The following is a 17,892-nucleotide window of genomic DNA, read 5'->3' as shown; positions in this document are numbered from 1 at the left end:
CTCAGGCTTTGGCAGCCGCTTTGGGCGCGTAGCCCGGAATCAGTGCCTCGAACTCGTGGCGGAAGTGCTTGATCATGGCGCGCACCGGCATTGCGGCAGCGTCGCCCAATGCGCAAATCGTGCGACCCTGGATGTTGTCGGCGACGGAGTTGAGCAGGTCCATGTCGGTCTGCTTGCCGAGTCCGTTGTGGATGCGGTCGACCACCCGCCAGAGCCAGCCCGTGCCTTCGCGACACGGCGTGCATTGACCGCACGACTCGTGCATGTAGAAGTACGACAAGCGGCGTAGCGACTCGACCATCGAACGGCTGTCGTCCATGACGATGACCGCGCCCGAGCCGAGCATCGAGCCGGCCTTGGCAATGGAGTCGTAGTCCATCGTGCAATCCATCATGATTGCCGCCGGCAGCACCGGTGATGACGAACCACCGGGGATCACCGCCTTGAGCGTGCGGCCCTTGCGAACGCCGCCTGCCAGTTCCAGAAGCTTGCTGAACGGCGTGCCCATTGGCACTTCATAGTTGCCGGGCAACTCGACATCGCCGCTGACCGAATAGATCTTGGTGCCGCCGTTGTTCGGCTTGCCGCATTCGAGGTAAGCCGGCCCGCCGTTGCGGATGATCCACGGCACGGCTGCAAACGTCTCGGTGTTGTTGATCGTCGTCGGCTTGCCGTAGAGACCGAAGCTAGCCGGGAACGGCGGCTTGAAGCGCGGCTGACCCTTCTTGCCTTCGAGCGATTCGAGCAAGGCGGTTTCTTCACCGCAGATGTACGCGCCAAAACCATGCGCTGCGTGCAACTGGAAGTTGTACGTGCTGCCCATGATGCCGTCGCCAAGGTAGCCGGCAGCGCGTGCCTCTTCCAGCGCTTCTTCGAAGCGGTCGTAGCTCGTGAAGATCTCGCCGTGGATGTAGTTGTAGCCGACACTGATACCCATCGCGAATGCGGCGATCGCCATGCCTTCGATCACGATGTGCGGATTGAACTGGAGGATGTCGCGGTCCTTGCAGGTTCCGGGCTCGCCCTCGTCCGAGTTGCAGACAAGATACTTCTGGCCCGGAAACTGGCGCGGCATGAAGCTCCACTTGAGCCCCGTCGGAAAGCCGGCGCCGCCGCGGCCACGCAAGCCCGATGCCTTGACTTCGGCGATCACCTGGTCAGAGGTCATGCCCTCGCCCAGGATTTTGCGCAATGCTGCGTAGCCGCCGCGCGCTTCGTAGTCGGACAGGCGCCAATTGGTGCCATCGAGCCCGGCGTAGATCTGTGCGCCGATATGTCGGTCATGGAAACAGGTCTGAACGCCCGTTGCCTGAAACTGTGAAAGCACTTGATCGGGCGACATCAGGAAGCCTCTCCGGTGGTTGCACCGCGCAAACCGTCAATGAGTTGATCGAGCTTTTCGTTGCTCATGAAGCTGCACATCGTGCGGTCGTTGACCAGCATGACCGGCGAGTCTGCGCAGGCGCCCAGACACTCGCTTTGCTGCAGCGTGAAGAAACCGTCGGCCGTGGTGCCGCCCATCACGATACCCAGCTTCTTTTCGAGATGCGCCAGCGCCTTGGCGCCATCGCGCAGCAGGCACGGCAGGTTGGTGCACACGTTGAGCTTGTACTTGCCCACCGGATGCTGGTTGTACATGTTGTAGAAGGTCGTCACCTCATGCACCGCAATCGGCGCCATGCTGAGGTACTCAGCTACATCACGCTCGCGCTGCAGGCTCACGAAGCCTTCTTCCTGCTGGATAAACGCCAGGCAAGCCATCACTGCAGAGTCTTTGCCTGCAGGCGGGTACTTGGCAACTTCTCGCGCGAACTTGTCTAGCATCTCTTTCGACAGAGGCGCCGACGCATGCTTCAAGGTGTCTGAATTCATAGGTTGAATCACCTGTCAATTTCGCCGAACACGATGTCCATCGTGCCGATCACGGCGACGGCATCGGCAATCATGTGACCACGCGCCATCTCGTCGAGCGCAGCCAAATGCGGAAAACCTGGCGGCCGGATCTTGAGGCGGTATGGCTTGTTGGCACCGTCGCTCACCAGGTAGATGCCGAACTCGCCCTTGGGGTGCTCGACAGCGGCATACGCCTCGCCTTCGGGCACATGAAACCCTTCGGTGAAAAGCTTGAAGTGGTGGATCAACTCCTCCATGTTCGCCTTCATCGATTCGCGCGCCGGTGCCGCCACCTTATGGTTGGCGGTTATCACGGGGCCATCGTTCGTGCGCAACCAGGCAGAGCACTGCTGGATGATCCGATTGGCCTGGCGCATCTCTTCGATGCGAACCAGATAGCGGTCATAGCAGTCGCCAGTCTTGCCGATGGCAATGTCGAAATCCATCTGGTCGTAGACGTCGTAAGGCTGCTTCTTGCGCAGATCCCATTCGATGCCGGAACCACGCAACATCGGACCAGTAAAGCCGAGGTTCAACGCGCGCTCCGGCGTCACGACGCCAATACCTACCGTGCGTTGTTTCCAGATGCGGTTGTCGGTGAGAAGTGTTTCGTACTCGTCGACCATCTTCGGAAAGCGCTTGCTGAAATCGTCGATGAAATCAAGCAACGATCCCTGGCGATTTTCGTTCAGCCGATCAATCGCCTTGGCGTTCTTGATCTTGCTGACCTTGTATTGCGGCATCGCATCCGGCAAGTCGCGATACACGCCGCCAGGACGGAAATAAGCGGCATGCATGCGGGCGCCTGACACCGCTTCATACATGTCGAACAGGTCTTCACGCTCGCGGAAGCAGTAGATAAGCACGTTCATGGCACCGCAGTCCAGACCATGCGCACCCAGCCACAGCAGGTGGTTCAGCAACCGCGTAATCTCAGCGAACATGACACGGATGTACTGCGCCCGGATGGGCACATCGAGGTCAAGAAGCTTCTCGATGGCAAGGCAATACGCGTGCTCGTTGCTCATCATCGACACGTAGTCGAGGCGGTCCATGTAGGGGAGCGACTGAATGAACGTGCGCGACTCGGCGAGTTTTTCAGTCGCGCGGTGCAGCAGACCGATGTGCGGATCGGCGCGCTGTATGACTTCGCCGTCGAGCTCGAGCACGAGGCGCAGCACACCGTGCGCCGCCGGATGCTGCGGGCCGAAATTCAGCGTGTAATTCTTGATTTCGGCCATCAGTGCAGTCCGCCGTAGTTGTCTTCGCGAATCACGCGTGGAGTGACCTCTCGCGGCTCGATCGAGACGGGCTGATAGACGACTCGCTTCTGCTCGGCGTCATAGCGCATTTCGACGTGGCCCGACACCGGGAAGTCTTTGCGGAACGGATGGCCGATGAATCCGTAGTCGGTCAGGATGCGGCGCAAGTCGTCATGCCCTTCGAACACGATGCCGTATAGGTCGAAGGCCTCGCGCTCAAACCAGGTCGCGGCACTCCATACAGGCTGCAAAGAATCGACGACCGGCAAATCTTCGTTGGGCGCGAACACCTTGAGTCGCACACGCTGATTCAGGCTGACCGAAAGCAGGTGCGTCACGACGCAAAAGCGTTCGCCCTGCCATTCCCCGTCGCGGTACTCGGAGTAGTCAAGCCCGCACAAATCGATGAGCTGCTCGAAGCGGCAGGCAGGCGCATCGCGCAGCATGACTGCCGCTTCAATGTAATCGGTAGCGTCGACCACCACAGTCACTTCACCCAAAGCCAGCTTGATGCTCTTGGCCTTGACGCCCAGCGTCTCGGTGATGTTCGCCAGAAGCGCGTCGGGCGAAATTGCAAAGTCCGTCATCGTTTGCAATTCCTCAAGCGCGGGCAATGGTGTTGGTGCGGCGAATTTTTTGCTGCAACTGGATCACTCCGTACAGCAGTGCCTCGGCGGTGGGCGGGCAGCCCGGCACATACACGTCGACAGGGACGATGCGGTCGCAACCACGCACGACGGAATAGCTGTAATGGTAGTAACCGCCGCCATTGGCACACGATCCCATCGAGAGCACCCAACGCGGCTCGGGCATCTGGTCGTAGACTTTGCGCAAGGCAGGCGCCATCTTGTTGCAGAGCGTGCCCGCAACGATCATCAGATCGGACTGACGCGGACTCGGCCGAAACAACATGCCGAAACGGTCGATGTCGTAGCGGGCCGCGCCTGCATGCATCATTTCAACTGCGCAGCAGGCCAGACCGAATGTCATCGGCCACAGTGATCCGGTCTTCGCCCAATTCACCACTGAGTCGTATGTGGTGGTGACGAAGCCTTCTTTCATGACGCCTTCAATGGCCATTGCGCAAATTCCTTTTCATTCCCAATCCAGGGCGCCTTTTTTCCACTCGTAGGCGAAGCCCACGACGAGGATGGCGAGAAAGATCATCATTGCCCAGAAGCCAACGGCCCCGATCTCCTTGAGGGCAATAGCCCATGGAAACAGGAAGGCAATTTCCAGATCGAACAAGATAAAGAGAATAGCGACCAGGTAATAGCGCACATCGAATTTCATGCGTGCATCCTCGAAGGCTTCAAAACCGCACTCGTAGGGCGCGTTTTTTGCGGCGTCAGGGCGGTTGGGACCGAGGACGTAACCGATAGCTTGGGGGAGGATGCCGACGCCGACGCCGACCAGGATGAACAGCAGGACTGGAAGGTAGGAATCGAGATTCATCGGATGTTTTTATCACCGCTTGCCACCGACACACCGCAACGTGGTCGTTGCTGCGTGTCGGTGAGATTTGGTGCGGTCGGCGAGACTCGAACTCGCACAGCTTTCGCCACTACCCCCTCAAGATAGCGTGTCTACCAATTTCACCACGACCGCGGTTTTTTCTGTCCGGATGGCATGAGGAACCCGTGAAGGTTTGGCTTTCCAGACAGCTTAAGAGTTTACCCTCAAATGCAGCGTTTTCTGTTGGCACGTCGCACCGAAAGCAACATCATTACTTCGACGGAATCTGCGCAGCTCCCGATGCCGGTGCGGCCGGTGCCGATGCTGGTGCAGGCGCACTGCTCGACGGGATCTGCGACGCTGCGCCCGCCGCCGGTGCAGCAGGTGCGCCGATCGCAGCGCGCTCCAGCAAACTATCACCGCCAGTGGGACGCGCGTGGCTGAAATAGGCCAACAGCAAGGTGCACACGAAGAAGACCGCAGCAAGCACAGCCGTAGTGCGCGAAAGAAAGTTCGCACTCCCGCTGGCGCCGAAGAGGCTACCGGCACTGCCGCTGCCAAACGCCGCGCCCATGTCGGCGCCCTTGCCATGTTGAATCAGGATGAGGCCGATCATCACGAGCGCCGACAGCATCTGCACGCCGACCAAAAGATTGAGGACTATGTTCATTCGTTTTTACTCCAGGGGTTGCAGCGCGCTCAGGCGGCTGCGGCAATGATTTGCAAAAAGTCAGAGGCCTTGAGCGATGCGCCGCCAATGAGGCCGCCGTCGATGTCAGCTTGCGCGAGCAGTTCTGCAGCGTTCGCTGCGTTCATGCTGCCGCCGTAAAGGATGCGGATGCCGGCAGCGTGTTCACTGGCCGCGTGGTGCAACTGCGCACGCAACACCGCATGTACCGCTTGCGCTTGTTGGGGCGTAGCCGTCTTGCCTGTACCGATAGCCCATACGGGCTCGTACGCTACGACGATTTCGCTGATGCAATGCCCGTTCACATGGATCACTGCGGCCAGCTGCCGCTTGACGACTTCCTCGGTTTGGCCTGCTTCGCGCTGCGTCAATGTTTCGCCGACGCAGATGATCGGCGTGATGCCGTTGGCCAACGCTGCCGCGGCCTTTGCGGCAACGACTTCGTCAGTTTCACCGTGGTATTGCCGACGCTCCGAGTGGCCGACGATCGCATAGCGAACGCCGAACTCTTTCAGCATCGCGGCCGATTGCTCACCGGTGAAAGCGCCCTGAGGATGCGCAGAGATGTCTTGCGCGCCCAAAGCGAGCTTGGAGCCGGCGATCAACGACTGCACTTGCGCGAAGTATGGCGCCGGAGCGCAAAGCGCCACATCGCATTCAATATTGCCAAGGCCTTGCAGAAGCGCGCGCACCAACGTCTCGTTGACATCGAGGCCACCGTTCATCTTCCAATTACCGGCAATCAACTTGGCGTGTTTCGTCATCGCATTCACCACGTCAACACGATCTTGCCGATGTGCTGGTTCGATTCCATCAACGTATGAGCCTGCGAAGCGCCACTCGGTTCGCCAACAGCTGCAAAAGTGCTGTGAATGACAGGCTTGATCGCGCCAGATTCGAGCAACGGCCAGACATTTTCGCGCAGCGACTTGGCGATGGCACCCTTGAAGGCGATCGGCCTCGGTCGCAATGTCGAACCGGTCACGGTGAGCCGACGGCGCAGCACGAGCCCTGCATTGAACTCGCTGTTCACGCCACCCTGTACCGCGATCATCACGAGACGGCCGTCTTCGGCCATGCATTCGATCTCGCGCGCGACGTAGCTGCCGGCGACCATGTCGAGAACGACATCGACGCCCTTACCGCCCGTGATCGTCTTCACCTCCGCCACGAAATCGGCGGTCTTGTAGTTGATGGCGTGATCCGCGCCCAGCTTCCGGCAGGCAGCACACTTTTCATCGCTGCCAGCCGTGACGATTACGGTTGCACCAAACGCCTTGGCAATTTGAATCGCCGTGACGCCAATGCCGCTCGAACCGCCCTGGATCAACAACGTTTCGCCCTTTTGCAGCCGCCCGCGGTCGAACACATTGCTCCACACGGTGAAGAAGGTTTCAGGCAAAGACGCAGCATCTACTTCGCTCCAGCCCTTGGGCACCGGAAGGCATTGCGCTATCGGCGCCACACAATATTCAGCGTAGCCGCCGCCCGCTACGAGTGCGCAAACGGCATCGCCGATAGCAAAGCCTGCCTCGGCCATCGCTTCGGGATCGCCTGAGAGGATGCGCCCCGCCAATTCGAGGCCCGGCAGATCGGACGCACCGGGCGGCACTGGATAGTGACCCGTGCGTTGCAACACGTCGGGCCGGTTGACGCCGCTCGCGACCACGCGAATCAGCAGTTCGCCCGCGCCGGCCACCGGCTCCGGACGTTCCACCACGCGCAGCACCTCGGGAGCGCCGTACGAACTGATTTCAATGGCTTTCATGATCTTTCCAGGCTGCAGCGCCTGCCTCGTGGACAGGCGCGGGCTCCCGTGAGAAGGCAGCGGTAGTGGCTCCAAAGCCAACACCGCTGCGCCCTTCTCACTCTTGCGATTCGCGAGGTGCTTGCTCGGCGACAGGCGCCGGCTGGTCATTGCGCGAGTCGCTACGCGGCTCATTGCGCTGCTCGTTGTTGAAACGCGGCTGACGCTCACCACGGTCACCACTGCGGTCACCACGGTCTGAGCGCTCACGGCGCTCGCCACCACGGTCTTCACGCGGCGCGCGTTCCTGGAACTCCATGCCAGCCGGACGCTCCGTCAGTGCCTTCATCGACAGCTTGACGCGACCCTTTTCGTCGGTCTCCAACACCTTGACCTTGACGATCTGGCCTTCGGTCAAATAGTCCTGCACCCGCTCGACGCGTTCGTGCGCGATCTGGCTGATATGCAGCAAGCCATCCTTGCCCGGGAGCAGGTTGATGAGCGCGCCGAAATCCAGAATTTTGGTGACCGGGCCTTCGTAGATCTTCCCGATTTCGACTTCGGCGGTGATTTGCTCGATGCGCTTCTTCGCTTCTTCGGCCTTGGCCGGATCGGTCGAAGCGATCGTGATGGTGCCGTCTTCGTCGATGCTGATCTGCGTGCCGGTTTCTTCCTGCAGGCCGCGGATGACAGCGCCGCCCTTGCCGATCACATCGCGGATTTTTTCCGGGTTGATCTTGAGGGTCATGAGACGCGGTGCAAAGCTAGAAATTTCGGTCTTGGCTTCGCCCATCGCTTCCTGCATCTTGCCCAGGATGTGCATGCGCGCTTCCTTGGCTTGCGCCAGCGCAACCTGCATGATTTCCTTGGTGATGCCTTGGATCTTGATGTCCATCTGCAACGCGGTAATGCCGTTGGTCGTGCCGGCCACCTTGAAGTCCATGTCGCCCAGATGATCTTCATCGCCCAGGATGTCGGTCAGCACCGCGAACCGGTTGTCTTCCTTGATCAGGCCCATGGCGATGCCGGCGACGTGCGCCTTCATCGGCACGCCGGCATCCATCATCGACAGGCAGCCGCCGCAGACCGAGGCCATCGACGACGAACCGTTCGATTCCGTAATTTCCGAGACCACGCGAATGGTGTACGGAAATTCTTCCTTGGTCGGCAGCATCGCGGCGAGCGCACGCTTGGCCAAACGGCCGTGACCGATTTCGCGGCGCTTGGTCGAACCCATGCGGCCGGTTTCGCCGGTGGCAAAGGGAGGCATGTTGTAGTGGAACAGGAAGCGGTCTTCGTACTCGCCGGCCAGCGCGTCGATGCGCTGTGCATCGCGTTCGGTGCCCAGCGTCGTGATGACCAGCGCCTGCGTCTCACCACGGGTGAACAAGGCCGAGCCGTGCGTGCGCGGCAGCACTGAGTTACGAATTTCGATCGGGCGCACGGTGCGCGTGTCGCGACCGTCGATGCGGGGTTCACCCGACAGGATTTGGCTGCGAACGATCTTCGATTCGATAGAAAACAACAAGTCGTTGACCTTGCCGGCATCGAACGGTTCGCCGCTCGCCTTCAGCGATGCCATGACACTGGCGTTCGCTTCGCGCAGCGCTTGCGTACGCGCTTGCTTGCTGCGGATCTGATAGACCGCGCGTAGTTTTTCTTCGGCCAGACCCTTGACCTTCGAGACGAAGGCTTCGTCCTCGGCGGGTGCCGTCCAGTCCCACATCGGCTTACCGGCGTCACGCACCAGTTCGTGAATCGCATTGATTGCGATGTTGGCCTGCTCGTGCCCGAACACCACGCCACCGAGCATGATTTCCTCGGACAGTTGCTTGGCTTCCGACTCGACCATCAGCACAGCGGCTTCGGTGCCGGCGACGACCAGATCCATCAGCGAATCCTTGCGTGCTGTCTGACCCGGGTTCAGCACGTACTGGCCGTTGATGTAGCCGACACGTGCGGCGCCGATCGGTCCGCTGAAAGGAATACCGGAAATCGACAGCGCGGCGCTGACGCCGATCATGGCAGCGATATCGGCGTCGATTTCAGGGTTGAGCGACAGCGTGTGGATGACCACGTGCACTTCGTTCAAAAAGCCTTCCGGGAACAACGGGCGGATCGGGCGATCGATCAGGCGGCTGGTCAGCGTTTCGTGTTCGCTTGGCTTGGCTTCGCGCTTGAAGAAGCTGCCGGGGATCTTGCCCGCAGCGTAGGTCTTCTCGATGTAGTCGACGGTCAGCGGGAAGAAATCCTGGCCGGGCTTGGCCGACTTGGAAGCGACCACGGTCGCCAGGATCACGGTGCCTTCGATGTCGACGATGACTGCGCCGCCAGCCTGGCGGGCGATCTCACCGGTTTCCAGAATGACCGTCTTGTCGCCCCATTGGAACGACTTGGTGACTTTGTTGAAGAGGCTCATGTCTTACTCCTGTTTTAGCTGACGAACCCACACGGGTTCGCCGGGAGGGAGCGCTTCTCAGAACACGATGCCATTCCAGTGAAGCTCGGCTCGAACTTCAGTGGAATGACACAGCTTCGCTCTGTTTCGGCACTCCTGAATCGATTCGCGAAGCAAAAAACGCCTGAGCTAGTCGTGCTAACTCAGGCGTTTTTGCATGCGATTCGGCTTACTTGCGCAGACCCAGCTTGGCAATCAGCGCGGTGTAACGTGCGGCATCCTTCGACTTCAGATAGTCGAGGAGCTTGCGTCGGCGGCTCACCATGCGCAGCAGGCCACGGCGACCATGATGGTCTTTGGCGTGCGTCTTGAAGTGGGGTGTGAGCTCGTTGATGCGGGCGGTCAGCAGTGCGACTTGCACTTCTGGACTTCCGGTGTCGTTGGCGGCGCGGGCGTTGTCTTTGACGACTTCGGCCTTGATGGAGGCTGCGATCATTTGATATTTCCTTGTTCCGATTCCGACCAGCCCAAAGGCCTGCCCGGAGTGTTTGACTTGCGGTGTGCGCTGGAACTGCACGCACCGTGCGCCTTGCGGCATGCAAAGCCGTGGAATTATAGCTCGCCCCCAGGGCGCGCTCACTCCGTGTAGCACTCCCACCCCCTTGACCGGGGGCAACACCGGCGGCCTGGCGGAGCCAGTTCCGCGGTGTTTCACCAACGGGCGCCAGGCCTGCGGCCGGCGCCAGACGGCTGCTTCGATGCCTGTTCTACTTTTGGGCGGCCAGCCAGGTTTTTAGTCGGTCTACCCCTTGAACCAGGCGAGCGGGATCTTTGGACGCGAAGCACCAGCGGAGCCAGCCTTGGGCTTCGGGGGCAAAGGCGTTGCCGGGCGCCAGGCCCAGGCCGGCTTCTACGACGAGGCGCTTGGCGACTTGCAGGGAGTCGCCAAAGCCTTCGAGTTGGAAGAACGCGTACATGCCGCCCTTGGCCGCGGCGACGTTGACGCCGGGCACCGCCGCCAGCAACGGCACCAGCGTGTCGCGGCACAGCTTCAGGTGCGCCACCACCCGTGGCGTGATGTCGTTGCCGTGCTCGATGGCTGCGACGCCGGCGCGCTGGGTGAAGACACTGGCGCACGAAGTGTTGAATTCGATCAGCTTGCCCATGCCGTCCACCATTTCGGGCGGCATCACCAGCCAGCCAAGGCGCCAACCGGTCATGAGAAAGCTCTTGGAAAAACTGTGCGCCACCACGAGTCGGTCGTCGGGCACCGAGAGGTCGAGAAAACTAGGGGCGCAGCCATTCGGCGTCGGTTCGTAGTAAAGGCGCTCGTACACCTCGTCGGCAAGGATCCATGTGCCTGTCTCGCGGCAATGATCGAGAACGGCCTGCTGCTCGGCACGGCTCATGGTCCAGCCGGTCGGGTTGTTGGGCGCATTGACAATCAGCAGCTTGGTCTTTGATGTGATGGCTGTGCGAAGCTTGTCGAGATCGAGCGTCCACTCGCCTTGCACCGGCACCAGCGGCACGCAGACAACGTTGGCGCCGAGGATGGCAGGCTGCGCCGTCAGATTCGGCCAGACCGGCGTCACTGCGACCACCTCATCGCCTGCATCGACGAGTGCCTGCACCGCCAGCATCAGCGCGTTGACGCCGCCGGACGTGATGGCGATGCGCGACGCATCGACCGCGGGGTGCATCGCGCTGGTGTAGCGAGCAACCGCCGTGCGCAATTCGGGCAACCCGAGGTTGTGCGCATAAAACGTTTCACCGCCGTTGATCGAATCGATCGCCGCCTGACGAATCACCTCCGGCGTGACTTCGTCGCTCTCGCCGAACCAGAAGGCCAGCACGTCGTCGCGGCCGAGCCCGGCGTTGGCGACTTCGCGGATCTTGGAGGCTTCGAGGTTCTGGATTGCTTTGCGCATGTGTTGATTCCTGCCCTGTGGAAATTCGTTGACTGCCGGTGATCGATCGCTTGATTTCAGCGTTCAGGCCGCTGCATTTTGCAGGTGGTCGGCAACTCGGCGCGCGCAGCGTCGATGTTCTTCACGACGCGAAAACCGTAGCCCGAGCCTTCGACGTCGAACGGGACGCCCGGCGCGCCCAGACGGTCCATCATGCCGACGACCAGCGACTGCTGGAACTGATGGTCGCTCGCACGCATGCGCCCGTTGCGACCCGCGAGGCTGACGTTGGCCTGCTCCAGTTTCTGCGCGACCGGCATGGCCTCGACGCTCCCGGCCTGTTCGACGGCCTTGGCCAGCGCTTCGATCATCAGTTGCATCCGCATATGCACATAGTCATCGGTCGGATTCGGAAAGCGCTGCCTGAACGCACGGTAGAACGTTGCCGACTCCGGCGTCGGCACATTCGGCAGCCAGTCCGCAACGGCGAGCACGCGGCCGACGCCCGCATCCCCGATGGCGGCCGGCGCACCGAGTGCGTTGCCATAGAACGTGTAGAACTTGCCCTCGTAGCCGACCTCGCGCGCCGCCTTCACCAGCAAGGTGAGGTCATTCCCCCAATTGCCTGTAATCACCGCTTGTGCCCCACTCGACTTGATCTTCACCGCATAGGGCGCGAAGTCTTTCACGCGGCCCATCGGGTGCAGTTCATCGCCGACGATCTGCACATCGGGGCGCTGGACACCCAGTTGTCGCCGGCTCTCGCGCAACACGGCCTGGCCAAAGCTGTAGTCCTGCCCGATCAAGTAGACACGCTTGACGTCCTGATCGTCTTTCACCACGTCCATCAGGGCAGCAACGCGCATGTCGGCGTGCGCATCGAAACGAAAGTGCCAGAAGCTGCAGCGCTCGTTGGTCAGCGCCGGATCGACCGCCGAATAGTTGAGGAACAGCACGCGTTTCGAAGGATCGCGCTCGTTGTTCTTGTCGATGGCATCGACCAGCGCTGCCGCAGTGGCAGACGAGTTGCCCTGCATCACAATGCGAGCGCCGTTGTCCATGGCCGCGCGCAACGCCGACAGTGCTTCTTCGTTCTGGCCCTTGCTGTCGTAGCGATCGAGTTGGAGCATTCGTGCACCGCCCGGCAGCGGGATGCCACCGCGTGCGTTAACGCGTTCGACAGCCCACAGCAGGTTGCGAGAGACGGCTTCGCCGGTGTTTGCGAACGGGCCGCTGAGGCTCTCGATCAATGCGATACGAATCGGTGCCGGAGACTGCGCGCGAACCAGCGAAACAGCCGACAGCAATGTCGACGCGCATAGCGCCAGCGTGCTGAATTTCAAGGCCTTGCGACGCCAAATAAAGCGGGAGTTCATTGTCTTGAAACGCGTGGCGCGGTGCCTGGATAAAGTGGCAAGCGGCACTCTTGAATTGAAAGGCCGCGCAGTGTACGGGACACACGTTTCTTGCCCCCGCCGTTCACACCACCCGTGGCTTTTCTCCCAGTGCGCCTGTTCAGCGGTGCCCGTCGCCCTGGCAACGTCGAATAAGACAAACTGGAAAATTGCGCCCTGCTTTTACAGCTCGGAAAATTGTTGCCTGTGAACAACGTCACAGAGCTTCAAATCAAGTGATCTCGGGGTCTTAGCCCCTCACTAAACGCGTCAGTGACTTTTTGTTTCCGACCTTTTTTGTTTCCGAACTCACAATTAGTGCGAAGAACATCACGAAAGTTGATGTTTTTACAGACTTTTCTCTTACATCGGCGCGAGCACGTTCAGCGGGCCTTCAGGTTTGCAACGGTTTGCGACTATCGGGATGACGATGGAAACGCACTTGAAATTGGTCAATGGCAATACGCCCTCAGACACCCTCCTGGTGTTCTTGCCGGGAGCTTTTTTGCAACCCGACGCGTTCGAGCGTGAGGGGTTTGTCAGCGCTGTCCAGGAACGCAATCTGGCGGCGGACGTTTTGTTGGTCGACGCCAACGTTTCGTACTACTACGACCAGACGTTCATCGAGCGCCTGCATACCGACGTGCTCGCGCCACAACGCGCTGCCGGATACAAATCGCTCTGGCTGGTCGGAATCTCGATCGGCGGTTTCGGCGCGTTGATTCATGAGCTGGCCCGCCCTGGTGCCGTCGAAGGCATCGTGGCGCTGGCGCCATACCTCGGCCGACGCCCGCTGGGTGCGGAGATTCATAAAGCCGGTGGTCTGCGCGCTTGGAAAGCCCCGACAGGCCCCGCGCCCGACGAGGAAGTCGACCGCCAACTCTGGCCTTGGCTGCAGCAATATGCCAGCGCGAAATCTGCCGAAAAGCTGCCGCCGCTCTACCTCGGCTTTGGCTTGGCGGACCGCTTCGCTTCAAACCACCGGCTGCTGGCCGATGCGCTGCCGCAAGACCGCGTGTTCACGACGGAAGGCGGACACGACTGGCCGCAATGGTCGCAACTCTGGCGCAAGGTGCTGGATGTGTTGCCGCTGCCTTCCAGCGTCGGTGCCGACGTCGGCGCTCGACCTGTACCCCGCGGCGTTCCGGCCCACGCTACGTGGTCAGCGACGCCATTGGCCATCGCGGCTTGACGTCGAAGGCGTAGCGCTCGCTCGCCTCTTCCAGCCCCGACTGCAGCCGCATGGCCGCAGCCATGGCAATCATCGCGCCGTTGTCCGTGCACAGATGCAACTCCGGGTAGTGCACTCGCACGCCGCGCTTCGCGCACGCCGCATTCAGCTGCTCGCGCAATGCGTGGTTGGCACCTACGCCACCTGCCACCACCAGCCTGTCGAGTCCGCTTTGCTCCAGTGCAGCCATTGATTTCTTCAGCAGCACTTCGACGATCGCAGCCTGTGTCGACGCCGCGAGATCGGCCTTGCGCGTTTCCAGTTCGCCTCCCAGCTTTTTCGCTTGGGTCATTACGGCGGTCTTCAGCCCCGCGAAAGAGAAATCGAGGTCGCCACTGTGCAGCAGTGGCCGCGGCAGCTTGAACGCCATCGGATCGCCCTGCTCTGCCAGCTTGGCCAACCACGGGCCACCGGGATAGGGCAAACCCATCAGCTTGGCGCTCTTGTCGAACGCCTCGCCCGCCGCATCGTCGATGGTTTCGCCGAGCAGCTGGTAGCGACCCACGCCGTCGACCCGCATCAGTTGCGTGTGACCGCCCGACACGAGCAGTGCAACGAAAGGAAATTCGGGCGGATCGGCGCTCAGGAACGGTGAGAGCAAATGCCCCTCGAGGTGATGGACGCCGAGCACCGGCTTGCCCAGCGCCGCACCCAACGCACAGGCCACGCCCGCGCCGACCAGCAGCGCGCCCGCCAGCCCCGGCCCCCGGGTGTAGGCGACGACATCGATCTCTGCGAGCGAGCGCCCGGCCTCGGCCATGACGCCCTGCGTCAGCGGCAGCACGCGCCGGATATGGTCACGACTCGCCAGTTCGGGGACCACGCCGCCGTAGGCCTGGTGCATGGCGATCTGGCTGTGCAACGCATGCGCCTGCAACATCGGCAGTGCCGTGCCCTGCGATTCGACCAGCGCCACGCCGGTTTCGTCGCATGATGATTCGATTCCCAATAAAAGCATCCAGCGAGTTTAGGGTGGTCCCCATACCGGGGCACGGATGTTGCTGGATGCCCGTCAGTTCCTATTGCCCCACACATGAATTCAGGATTGAGCTTTCTGGTCGCAGCCAGGCGATGCGAAATCGATGAGCTAGAGCAGCTGGCGCGTACCAGCGAACTGGTCAGCACCATCGGCCGGCTGGTTCACGCGCTGCAGCGCGAGCGCGGGCTTTCCAACGTCCTGCTCGCCTCGCAAGGACGTCGCTTCGCGGCGCAACGCAGCGCCCAGATCGGTGAATGCGGACGCTTCGAACGCGAGGTTCGGGTCGGGTTCGACTTCCTCGAGAGCGAAGGCCGGCGTGCGGGCAGTGGCACTCGCCTGTTCAGCCGCATCGCCTGGGTGCTGCCCGGGCTGGACGCCCTTCCCACGCTGCGTCGCCGCATCGGTGCGCTGGAAACCAGTGCTGCAGAAGCGACAGCGGCCTTCGCGAAGCTGATTGCCGGCCTGCTGGCCGTGGTGTTCGAGGCGGCCGACGGCGCCACCGACCCAGAAATTTCGCGCCTGTTGGCGGCGATGTTCAACTTCATGCAGGGCAAGGAGTTCGCCGGCCAGGAGCGCGCCTGCGGTGCCGCGGCTTTTGCGACGGGACAGAACGATCCGCTGCGCCAGCAGCAGTGGCTTCAGCTCATCGCCGCGCAGGAGCGCTGCTTTCACGTGTTCGCCGACTTCGCCGGGCCGGCAATGAGCCAGCTCTGGCGCGAGCGCGAACCGGACGCCGAACTCGCCGAACTCGAACGTTTGCGCCGAATAGCATGCGCCGCGCCCGCCGGCGTGCCGCTCGACCCCGAACTCAGCGCGGTCTGGTTCGACTGCTGCTCACTGCGCATCGACGCCATGAAGGATGTCGAAGATCGGCTGGCCGCGGATTTGCGCGACCTGTGCCGCGACAAGACGCTGCAGGCACGCGGAGAAGCAGAGTCGTACGAGGTCCTGCTCGAGCAACTGGCCGGAGAGCCTGACACAGCTGCCACCGCTTTTTTTGACGAACCGGGCGCCGAGCCTGGCCCGCAAGTAGCCGTTGGCGGACTCACTTCCGCCGCAGCGCCGTACGGCCATCAGCTCGAACGCTCCATTCTCGAGATGATGCAGGAGCAGGCGCAACGCCTCCAGGCCATGAGCGACGAACTCGACGCCGTACGTACCGCCCTGAACGAACGCAAGCTCGTCGAGCGCGCCAAAGGCTTGCTGATGGCGCATCGTCGACTGACTGAGCCCGAGGCGCACCAGATGCTTCGGCAAACCGCGATGAACCAGAACCGGCGGGTGGTCGATGTCGCCGAATCAGTGCTTTCTATGGCCGACTACCTGCCCATCGGCAGCTGAAATGGTGCATTGCACAAACGAAGTGCGAAATTGCAATTTCGGATGAAATCTTCTCCGAAACCAATCTCAGCCTAGCTTCAATGCTATCGATTGAGTAGCAATCACGGTGGCCGCAATGCTGGCACGCTGCTTGCACTCAGCTCTCACATAGACCAACGACGGTCTCCAGGCAGGCGACATCCAATGGCGGGTGTCGCCGACCCAACGGACAAAGGCGTCCTTATCTGCATGCGCTCGCTTTCGAGCGGCACATGCGCGGTGAGGACGCCTTTTTTGTTTTTCGCTTTGCCTTTTGTCTTTGTCTTTTGGCCTTGTTCATCCTTTTCATTTTTTCGGAGTTCGCCCCTCAATGACCGATCTGCTTAAAACGAAGCTCAGTCGCCGCAAGATCTTGCAAGCCGCCGCCCTCGGCGCGGTCGGCCTCGACCCGGCTTTGCGTGCCGCCGTCTGGGCGCAAGGCTCCGACAAACCCGAGAAAGAAGAAGTCAAGATCGGCTTTATCCCGCTGACCGATTGCGCCAGCGTCGTGATGGCATCGGTGCTCGGCATCGACAAGAAGTACGGCGTGAAGATCGTGCCGAGCAAAGAGGCCAGCTGGGCCGGCGTGCGCGACAAGCTGGTCAATGGCGATCTGGACTTCGCCCACGTGCTCTACGGCCTGGTCTACGGCGTGCACCTGGGCATCGCCGGTCCCAAGAAGGACATGGCCGTGTTGATGACGCTCAACAACAACGGACAGGCCATCTCCCTGAGCAAGAAGCTGGCTGACAAGGGCGCGGTCGACGGCCCGTCGCTCGCCAAGATGATGGCCAGCGAAAAGCGCGAATACGTCTTCGCGCAAACCTTTCCAACGGGCACCCATGCGATGTGGCTCAACTACTGGCTAGCGGCCAACGGCATCAGCCCGATCCAGGACGTCAAGTCGATCGTCGTTCCGCCTCCGCAGATGGTGGCCAACATGCGCATCGGCAACATGGATGGCTTCTGCGTGGGCGAGCCCTGGAACCAGCGCGCCATCATGGACGGCATCGGCGTCACGGCTATCACGACGCAAGACATCTGGAAAGACCATCCGGAAAAGGTGCTCGGCACCACCGCCGAGTTCACCAAAAAATACCCCAACACCTGCCGCGCCGTAACGGCCGCGATTCTGGAAGCGGGCCGCTGGATCGACACCGGTCTGCAGAACAAAAACAAGATGGCCGAAACCATCGCCGAAAAGAGCTACGTCAACACCAGCGTCGACGCCATCAACCAGCGCATCCTCGGCCGCTACACCAACGGCATGGGCAAGAGCTGGGACGACCCCAACTACATGAAGTTCTACAACGACGGCGCGGTCAATTTCCCGTACCTGTCGGACGGCATGTGGTTCATGACCCAGCACAAGCGCTGGGGTTTGTTGAAAGAGCATCCGGATTACCTCAAGGTCGCGACGGAGATCAACCGCATCGACCTCTACAAGCAGGCCGCCACGGCCAGCAAGACGCCGGTGCCCAAAGACACGATGCGCACCAGCAAGTTGATGGACGGCATCGTCTGGGATGGCAAAAACCCGAAGGCCTACGCCGACGGCTTCAAGGTTCACGCTTAAGGA

General features: G+C 61.2%; 17 protein-coding genes and 1 tRNA gene. 3 read left to right on the top strand and 15 right to left on the bottom strand.

Annotation, left to right across the window (positions count from 1 at the left end):
• Position 1: 1 nt before the first annotated feature.
• From nuoF to RCH10_RS14000, 14 genes are all read right to left on the bottom strand, one after another.
• Positions 2–1,342, bottom strand: coding sequence for an NADH-quinone oxidoreductase subunit NuoF (gene nuoF / locus RCH10_RS14065; RefSeq protein WP_323496204.1), 1,341 nt, complete (start codon positions 1,340–1,342; stop codon positions 2–4).
• Entirely contained in the window at positions 1,342–1,872 is a 531-nt protein-coding gene (nuoE, locus tag RCH10_RS14060; RefSeq protein WP_409052835.1) for an NADH-quinone oxidoreductase subunit NuoE, read from the bottom strand. The genes nuoF and nuoE overlap by 1 nt, the downstream gene beginning before the upstream one ends.
• Before the next feature lie 8 nt (positions 1,873–1,880).
• Entirely contained in the window at positions 1,881–3,134 is a 1,254-nt protein-coding gene (locus RCH10_RS14055) for an NADH-quinone oxidoreductase subunit D (RefSeq protein WP_323496207.1), read from the bottom strand.
• Entirely contained in the window at positions 3,134–3,742 is a 609-nt protein-coding gene (locus tag RCH10_RS14050; protein ID WP_323496208.1) for an NADH-quinone oxidoreductase subunit C, read from the bottom strand. Before RCH10_RS14050 ends, RCH10_RS14055 begins: the two co-directional genes overlap by 1 nt.
• A gap of 13 nt (positions 3,743–3,755) precedes the next feature.
• A complete protein-coding gene (locus RCH10_RS14045) occupies positions 3,756–4,235 on the bottom strand; it encodes an NADH-quinone oxidoreductase subunit B family protein (RefSeq protein ID WP_012748606.1) in 480 nt (159 codons plus the stop codon).
• A gap of 15 nt (positions 4,236–4,250) precedes the next feature.
• Positions 4,251–4,610, bottom strand: coding sequence for an NADH-quinone oxidoreductase subunit A (locus tag RCH10_RS14040; RefSeq protein ID WP_187051342.1), 360 nt, complete (start codon positions 4,608–4,610; stop codon positions 4,251–4,253).
• Positions 4,611–4,678: 68 nt separating this feature from the next.
• A tRNA-Leu gene (locus RCH10_RS14035) sits at positions 4,679–4,763 on the bottom strand.
• Between the two features lie 118 nt (positions 4,764–4,881).
• Entirely contained in the window at positions 4,882–5,280 is a 399-nt protein-coding gene (secG, locus tag RCH10_RS14030; protein ID WP_187051341.1) for a preprotein translocase subunit SecG, read from the bottom strand.
• A gap of 29 nt (positions 5,281–5,309) precedes the next feature.
• Positions 5,310–6,062 carry a triose-phosphate isomerase gene (tpiA, locus tag RCH10_RS14025; RefSeq protein WP_323501245.1) on the bottom strand — a complete coding sequence of 251 codons (753 nt, stop codon included), beginning with the start codon at positions 6,060–6,062 and terminating at the stop codon, positions 5,310–5,312.
• A gap of 5 nt (positions 6,063–6,067) precedes the next feature.
• Positions 6,068–7,066, bottom strand: coding sequence for an NAD(P)H-quinone oxidoreductase (locus RCH10_RS14020; protein WP_323501246.1), 999 nt, complete (start codon positions 7,064–7,066; stop codon positions 6,068–6,070).
• Positions 7,067–7,163: 97 nt separating this feature from the next.
• Entirely contained in the window at positions 7,164–9,464 is a 2,301-nt protein-coding gene (gene pnp / locus RCH10_RS14015; protein ID WP_409052834.1) for a polyribonucleotide nucleotidyltransferase, read from the bottom strand.
• Between the two features lie 208 nt (positions 9,465–9,672).
• Entirely contained in the window at positions 9,673–9,939 is a 267-nt protein-coding gene (gene rpsO, locus RCH10_RS14010; protein WP_187051337.1) for a 30S ribosomal protein S15, read from the bottom strand.
• 271 nt (positions 9,940–10,210) lie between these two features.
• Positions 10,211–11,431 carry a pyridoxal phosphate-dependent aminotransferase gene (locus RCH10_RS14005; protein WP_409052868.1) on the bottom strand — a complete coding sequence of 407 codons (1,221 nt, stop codon included), beginning with the start codon at positions 11,429–11,431 and terminating at the stop codon, positions 10,211–10,213.
• Positions 11,428–12,726 (bottom strand): branched-chain amino acid ABC transporter substrate-binding protein, encoded by a 1,299-nt coding sequence (locus tag RCH10_RS14000; protein WP_409052833.1) that lies wholly within the window; start codon positions 12,724–12,726, stop codon positions 11,428–11,430. The genes RCH10_RS14005 and RCH10_RS14000 overlap by 4 nt, the downstream gene beginning before the upstream one ends.
• A 448-nt stretch (positions 12,727–13,174) precedes the next feature.
• Here RCH10_RS14000 and RCH10_RS13995 point away from each other — a divergent pair, with 448 nt between their 5' ends.
• Positions 13,175–13,936 (top strand): alpha/beta hydrolase, encoded by a 762-nt coding sequence (locus RCH10_RS13995; RefSeq protein ID WP_323496213.1) that lies wholly within the window; start codon positions 13,175–13,177, stop codon positions 13,934–13,936.
• Here the strand turns inward: RCH10_RS13995 and tsaD are convergent.
• Complete coding sequence (gene tsaD, locus RCH10_RS13990) at positions 13,899–14,933, bottom strand: tRNA (adenosine(37)-N6)-threonylcarbamoyltransferase complex transferase subunit TsaD (RefSeq protein WP_409052832.1); 1,035 nt, start codon at positions 14,931–14,933, stop codon at positions 13,899–13,901. The genes RCH10_RS13995 and tsaD overlap by 38 nt on opposite strands.
• A 75-nt stretch (positions 14,934–15,008) precedes the next feature.
• Here tsaD and RCH10_RS13985 point away from each other — a divergent pair, with 75 nt between their 5' ends.
• Positions 15,009–16,295 (top strand): nitrate- and nitrite sensing domain-containing protein, encoded by a 1,287-nt coding sequence (locus tag RCH10_RS13985; protein ID WP_409052831.1) that lies wholly within the window; start codon positions 15,009–15,011, stop codon positions 16,293–16,295.
• A 349-nt stretch (positions 16,296–16,644) separates the two neighbouring features.
• Positions 16,645–17,889, top strand: a complete 1,245-nt coding sequence (locus tag RCH10_RS13980; protein ID WP_323496216.1) for a CmpA/NrtA family ABC transporter substrate-binding protein — start codon at positions 16,645–16,647, stop codon at positions 17,887–17,889.
• The last annotated feature ends 3 nt before the right edge of the window (positions 17,890–17,892 follow it).

The sequence above is a fragment of the Variovorax sp. GrIS 2.14 genome, assembly GCF_046115955.1.
Lineage (GTDB): Bacteria > Pseudomonadota > Gammaproteobacteria > Burkholderiales > Burkholderiaceae_C > Variovorax.
Note: the sequence above shows the minus strand (reverse complement) of the source record. Positions and strands in the feature narration are given on the sequence as shown.

Bases quoted from the DNA above. Each gene is read 5' to 3' on its own strand.
- nuoF (WP_323496204.1), bottom strand. From the start codon at position 1,342: ATGTCGCCCGATCAAGTGCTTTCACAGTTTCAGGCAACGGGCGTTCAG.
- nuoE (WP_409052835.1), bottom strand. From the start codon at position 1,872: ATGAATTCAGACACCTTGAAGCATGCGTCGGCGCCTCTGTCGAAAGAG.
- RCH10_RS14055 (WP_323496207.1), bottom strand. From the start codon at position 3,134: ATGGCCGAAATCAAGAATTACACGCTGAATTTCGGCCCGCAGCATCCG.
- RCH10_RS14050 (WP_323496208.1), bottom strand. From the start codon at position 3,742: ATGACGGACTTTGCAATTTCGCCCGACGCGCTTCTGGCGAACATCACC.
- RCH10_RS14045 (WP_012748606.1), bottom strand. From the start codon at position 4,235: ATGGCCATTGAAGGCGTCATGAAAGAAGGCTTCGTCACCACCACATAC.
- RCH10_RS14040 (WP_187051342.1), bottom strand. From the start codon at position 4,610: ATGAATCTCGATTCCTACCTTCCAGTCCTGCTGTTCATCCTGGTCGGC.
- secG (WP_187051341.1), bottom strand. From the start codon at position 5,280: ATGAACATAGTCCTCAATCTTTTGGTCGGCGTGCAGATGCTGTCGGCG.
- tpiA (WP_323501245.1), bottom strand. From the start codon at position 6,062: ATGACGAAACACGCCAAGTTGATTGCCGGTAATTGGAAGATGAACGGT.
- RCH10_RS14020 (WP_323501246.1), bottom strand. From the start codon at position 7,066: ATGAAAGCCATTGAAATCAGTTCGTACGGCGCTCCCGAGGTGCTGCGC.
- pnp (WP_409052834.1), bottom strand. From the start codon at position 9,464: ATGAGCCTCTTCAACAAAGTCACCAAGTCGTTCCAATGGGGCGACAAG.
- rpsO (WP_187051337.1), bottom strand. From the start codon at position 9,939: ATGATCGCAGCCTCCATCAAGGCCGAAGTCGTCAAAGACAACGCCCGC.
- RCH10_RS14000 (WP_409052833.1), bottom strand. From the start codon at position 12,726: ATGAACTCCCGCTTTATTTGGCGTCGCAAGGCCTTGAAATTCAGCACG.
- RCH10_RS13995 (WP_323496213.1), top strand. From the start codon at position 13,175: ATGGAAACGCACTTGAAATTGGTCAATGGCAATACGCCCTCAGACACC.
- tsaD (WP_409052832.1), bottom strand. From the start codon at position 14,933: ATGCTTTTATTGGGAATCGAATCATCATGCGACGAAACCGGCGTGGCG.
- RCH10_RS13985 (WP_409052831.1), top strand. From the start codon at position 15,009: ATGAATTCAGGATTGAGCTTTCTGGTCGCAGCCAGGCGATGCGAAATC.
- RCH10_RS13980 (WP_323496216.1), top strand. From the start codon at position 16,645: ATGACCGATCTGCTTAAAACGAAGCTCAGTCGCCGCAAGATCTTGCAA.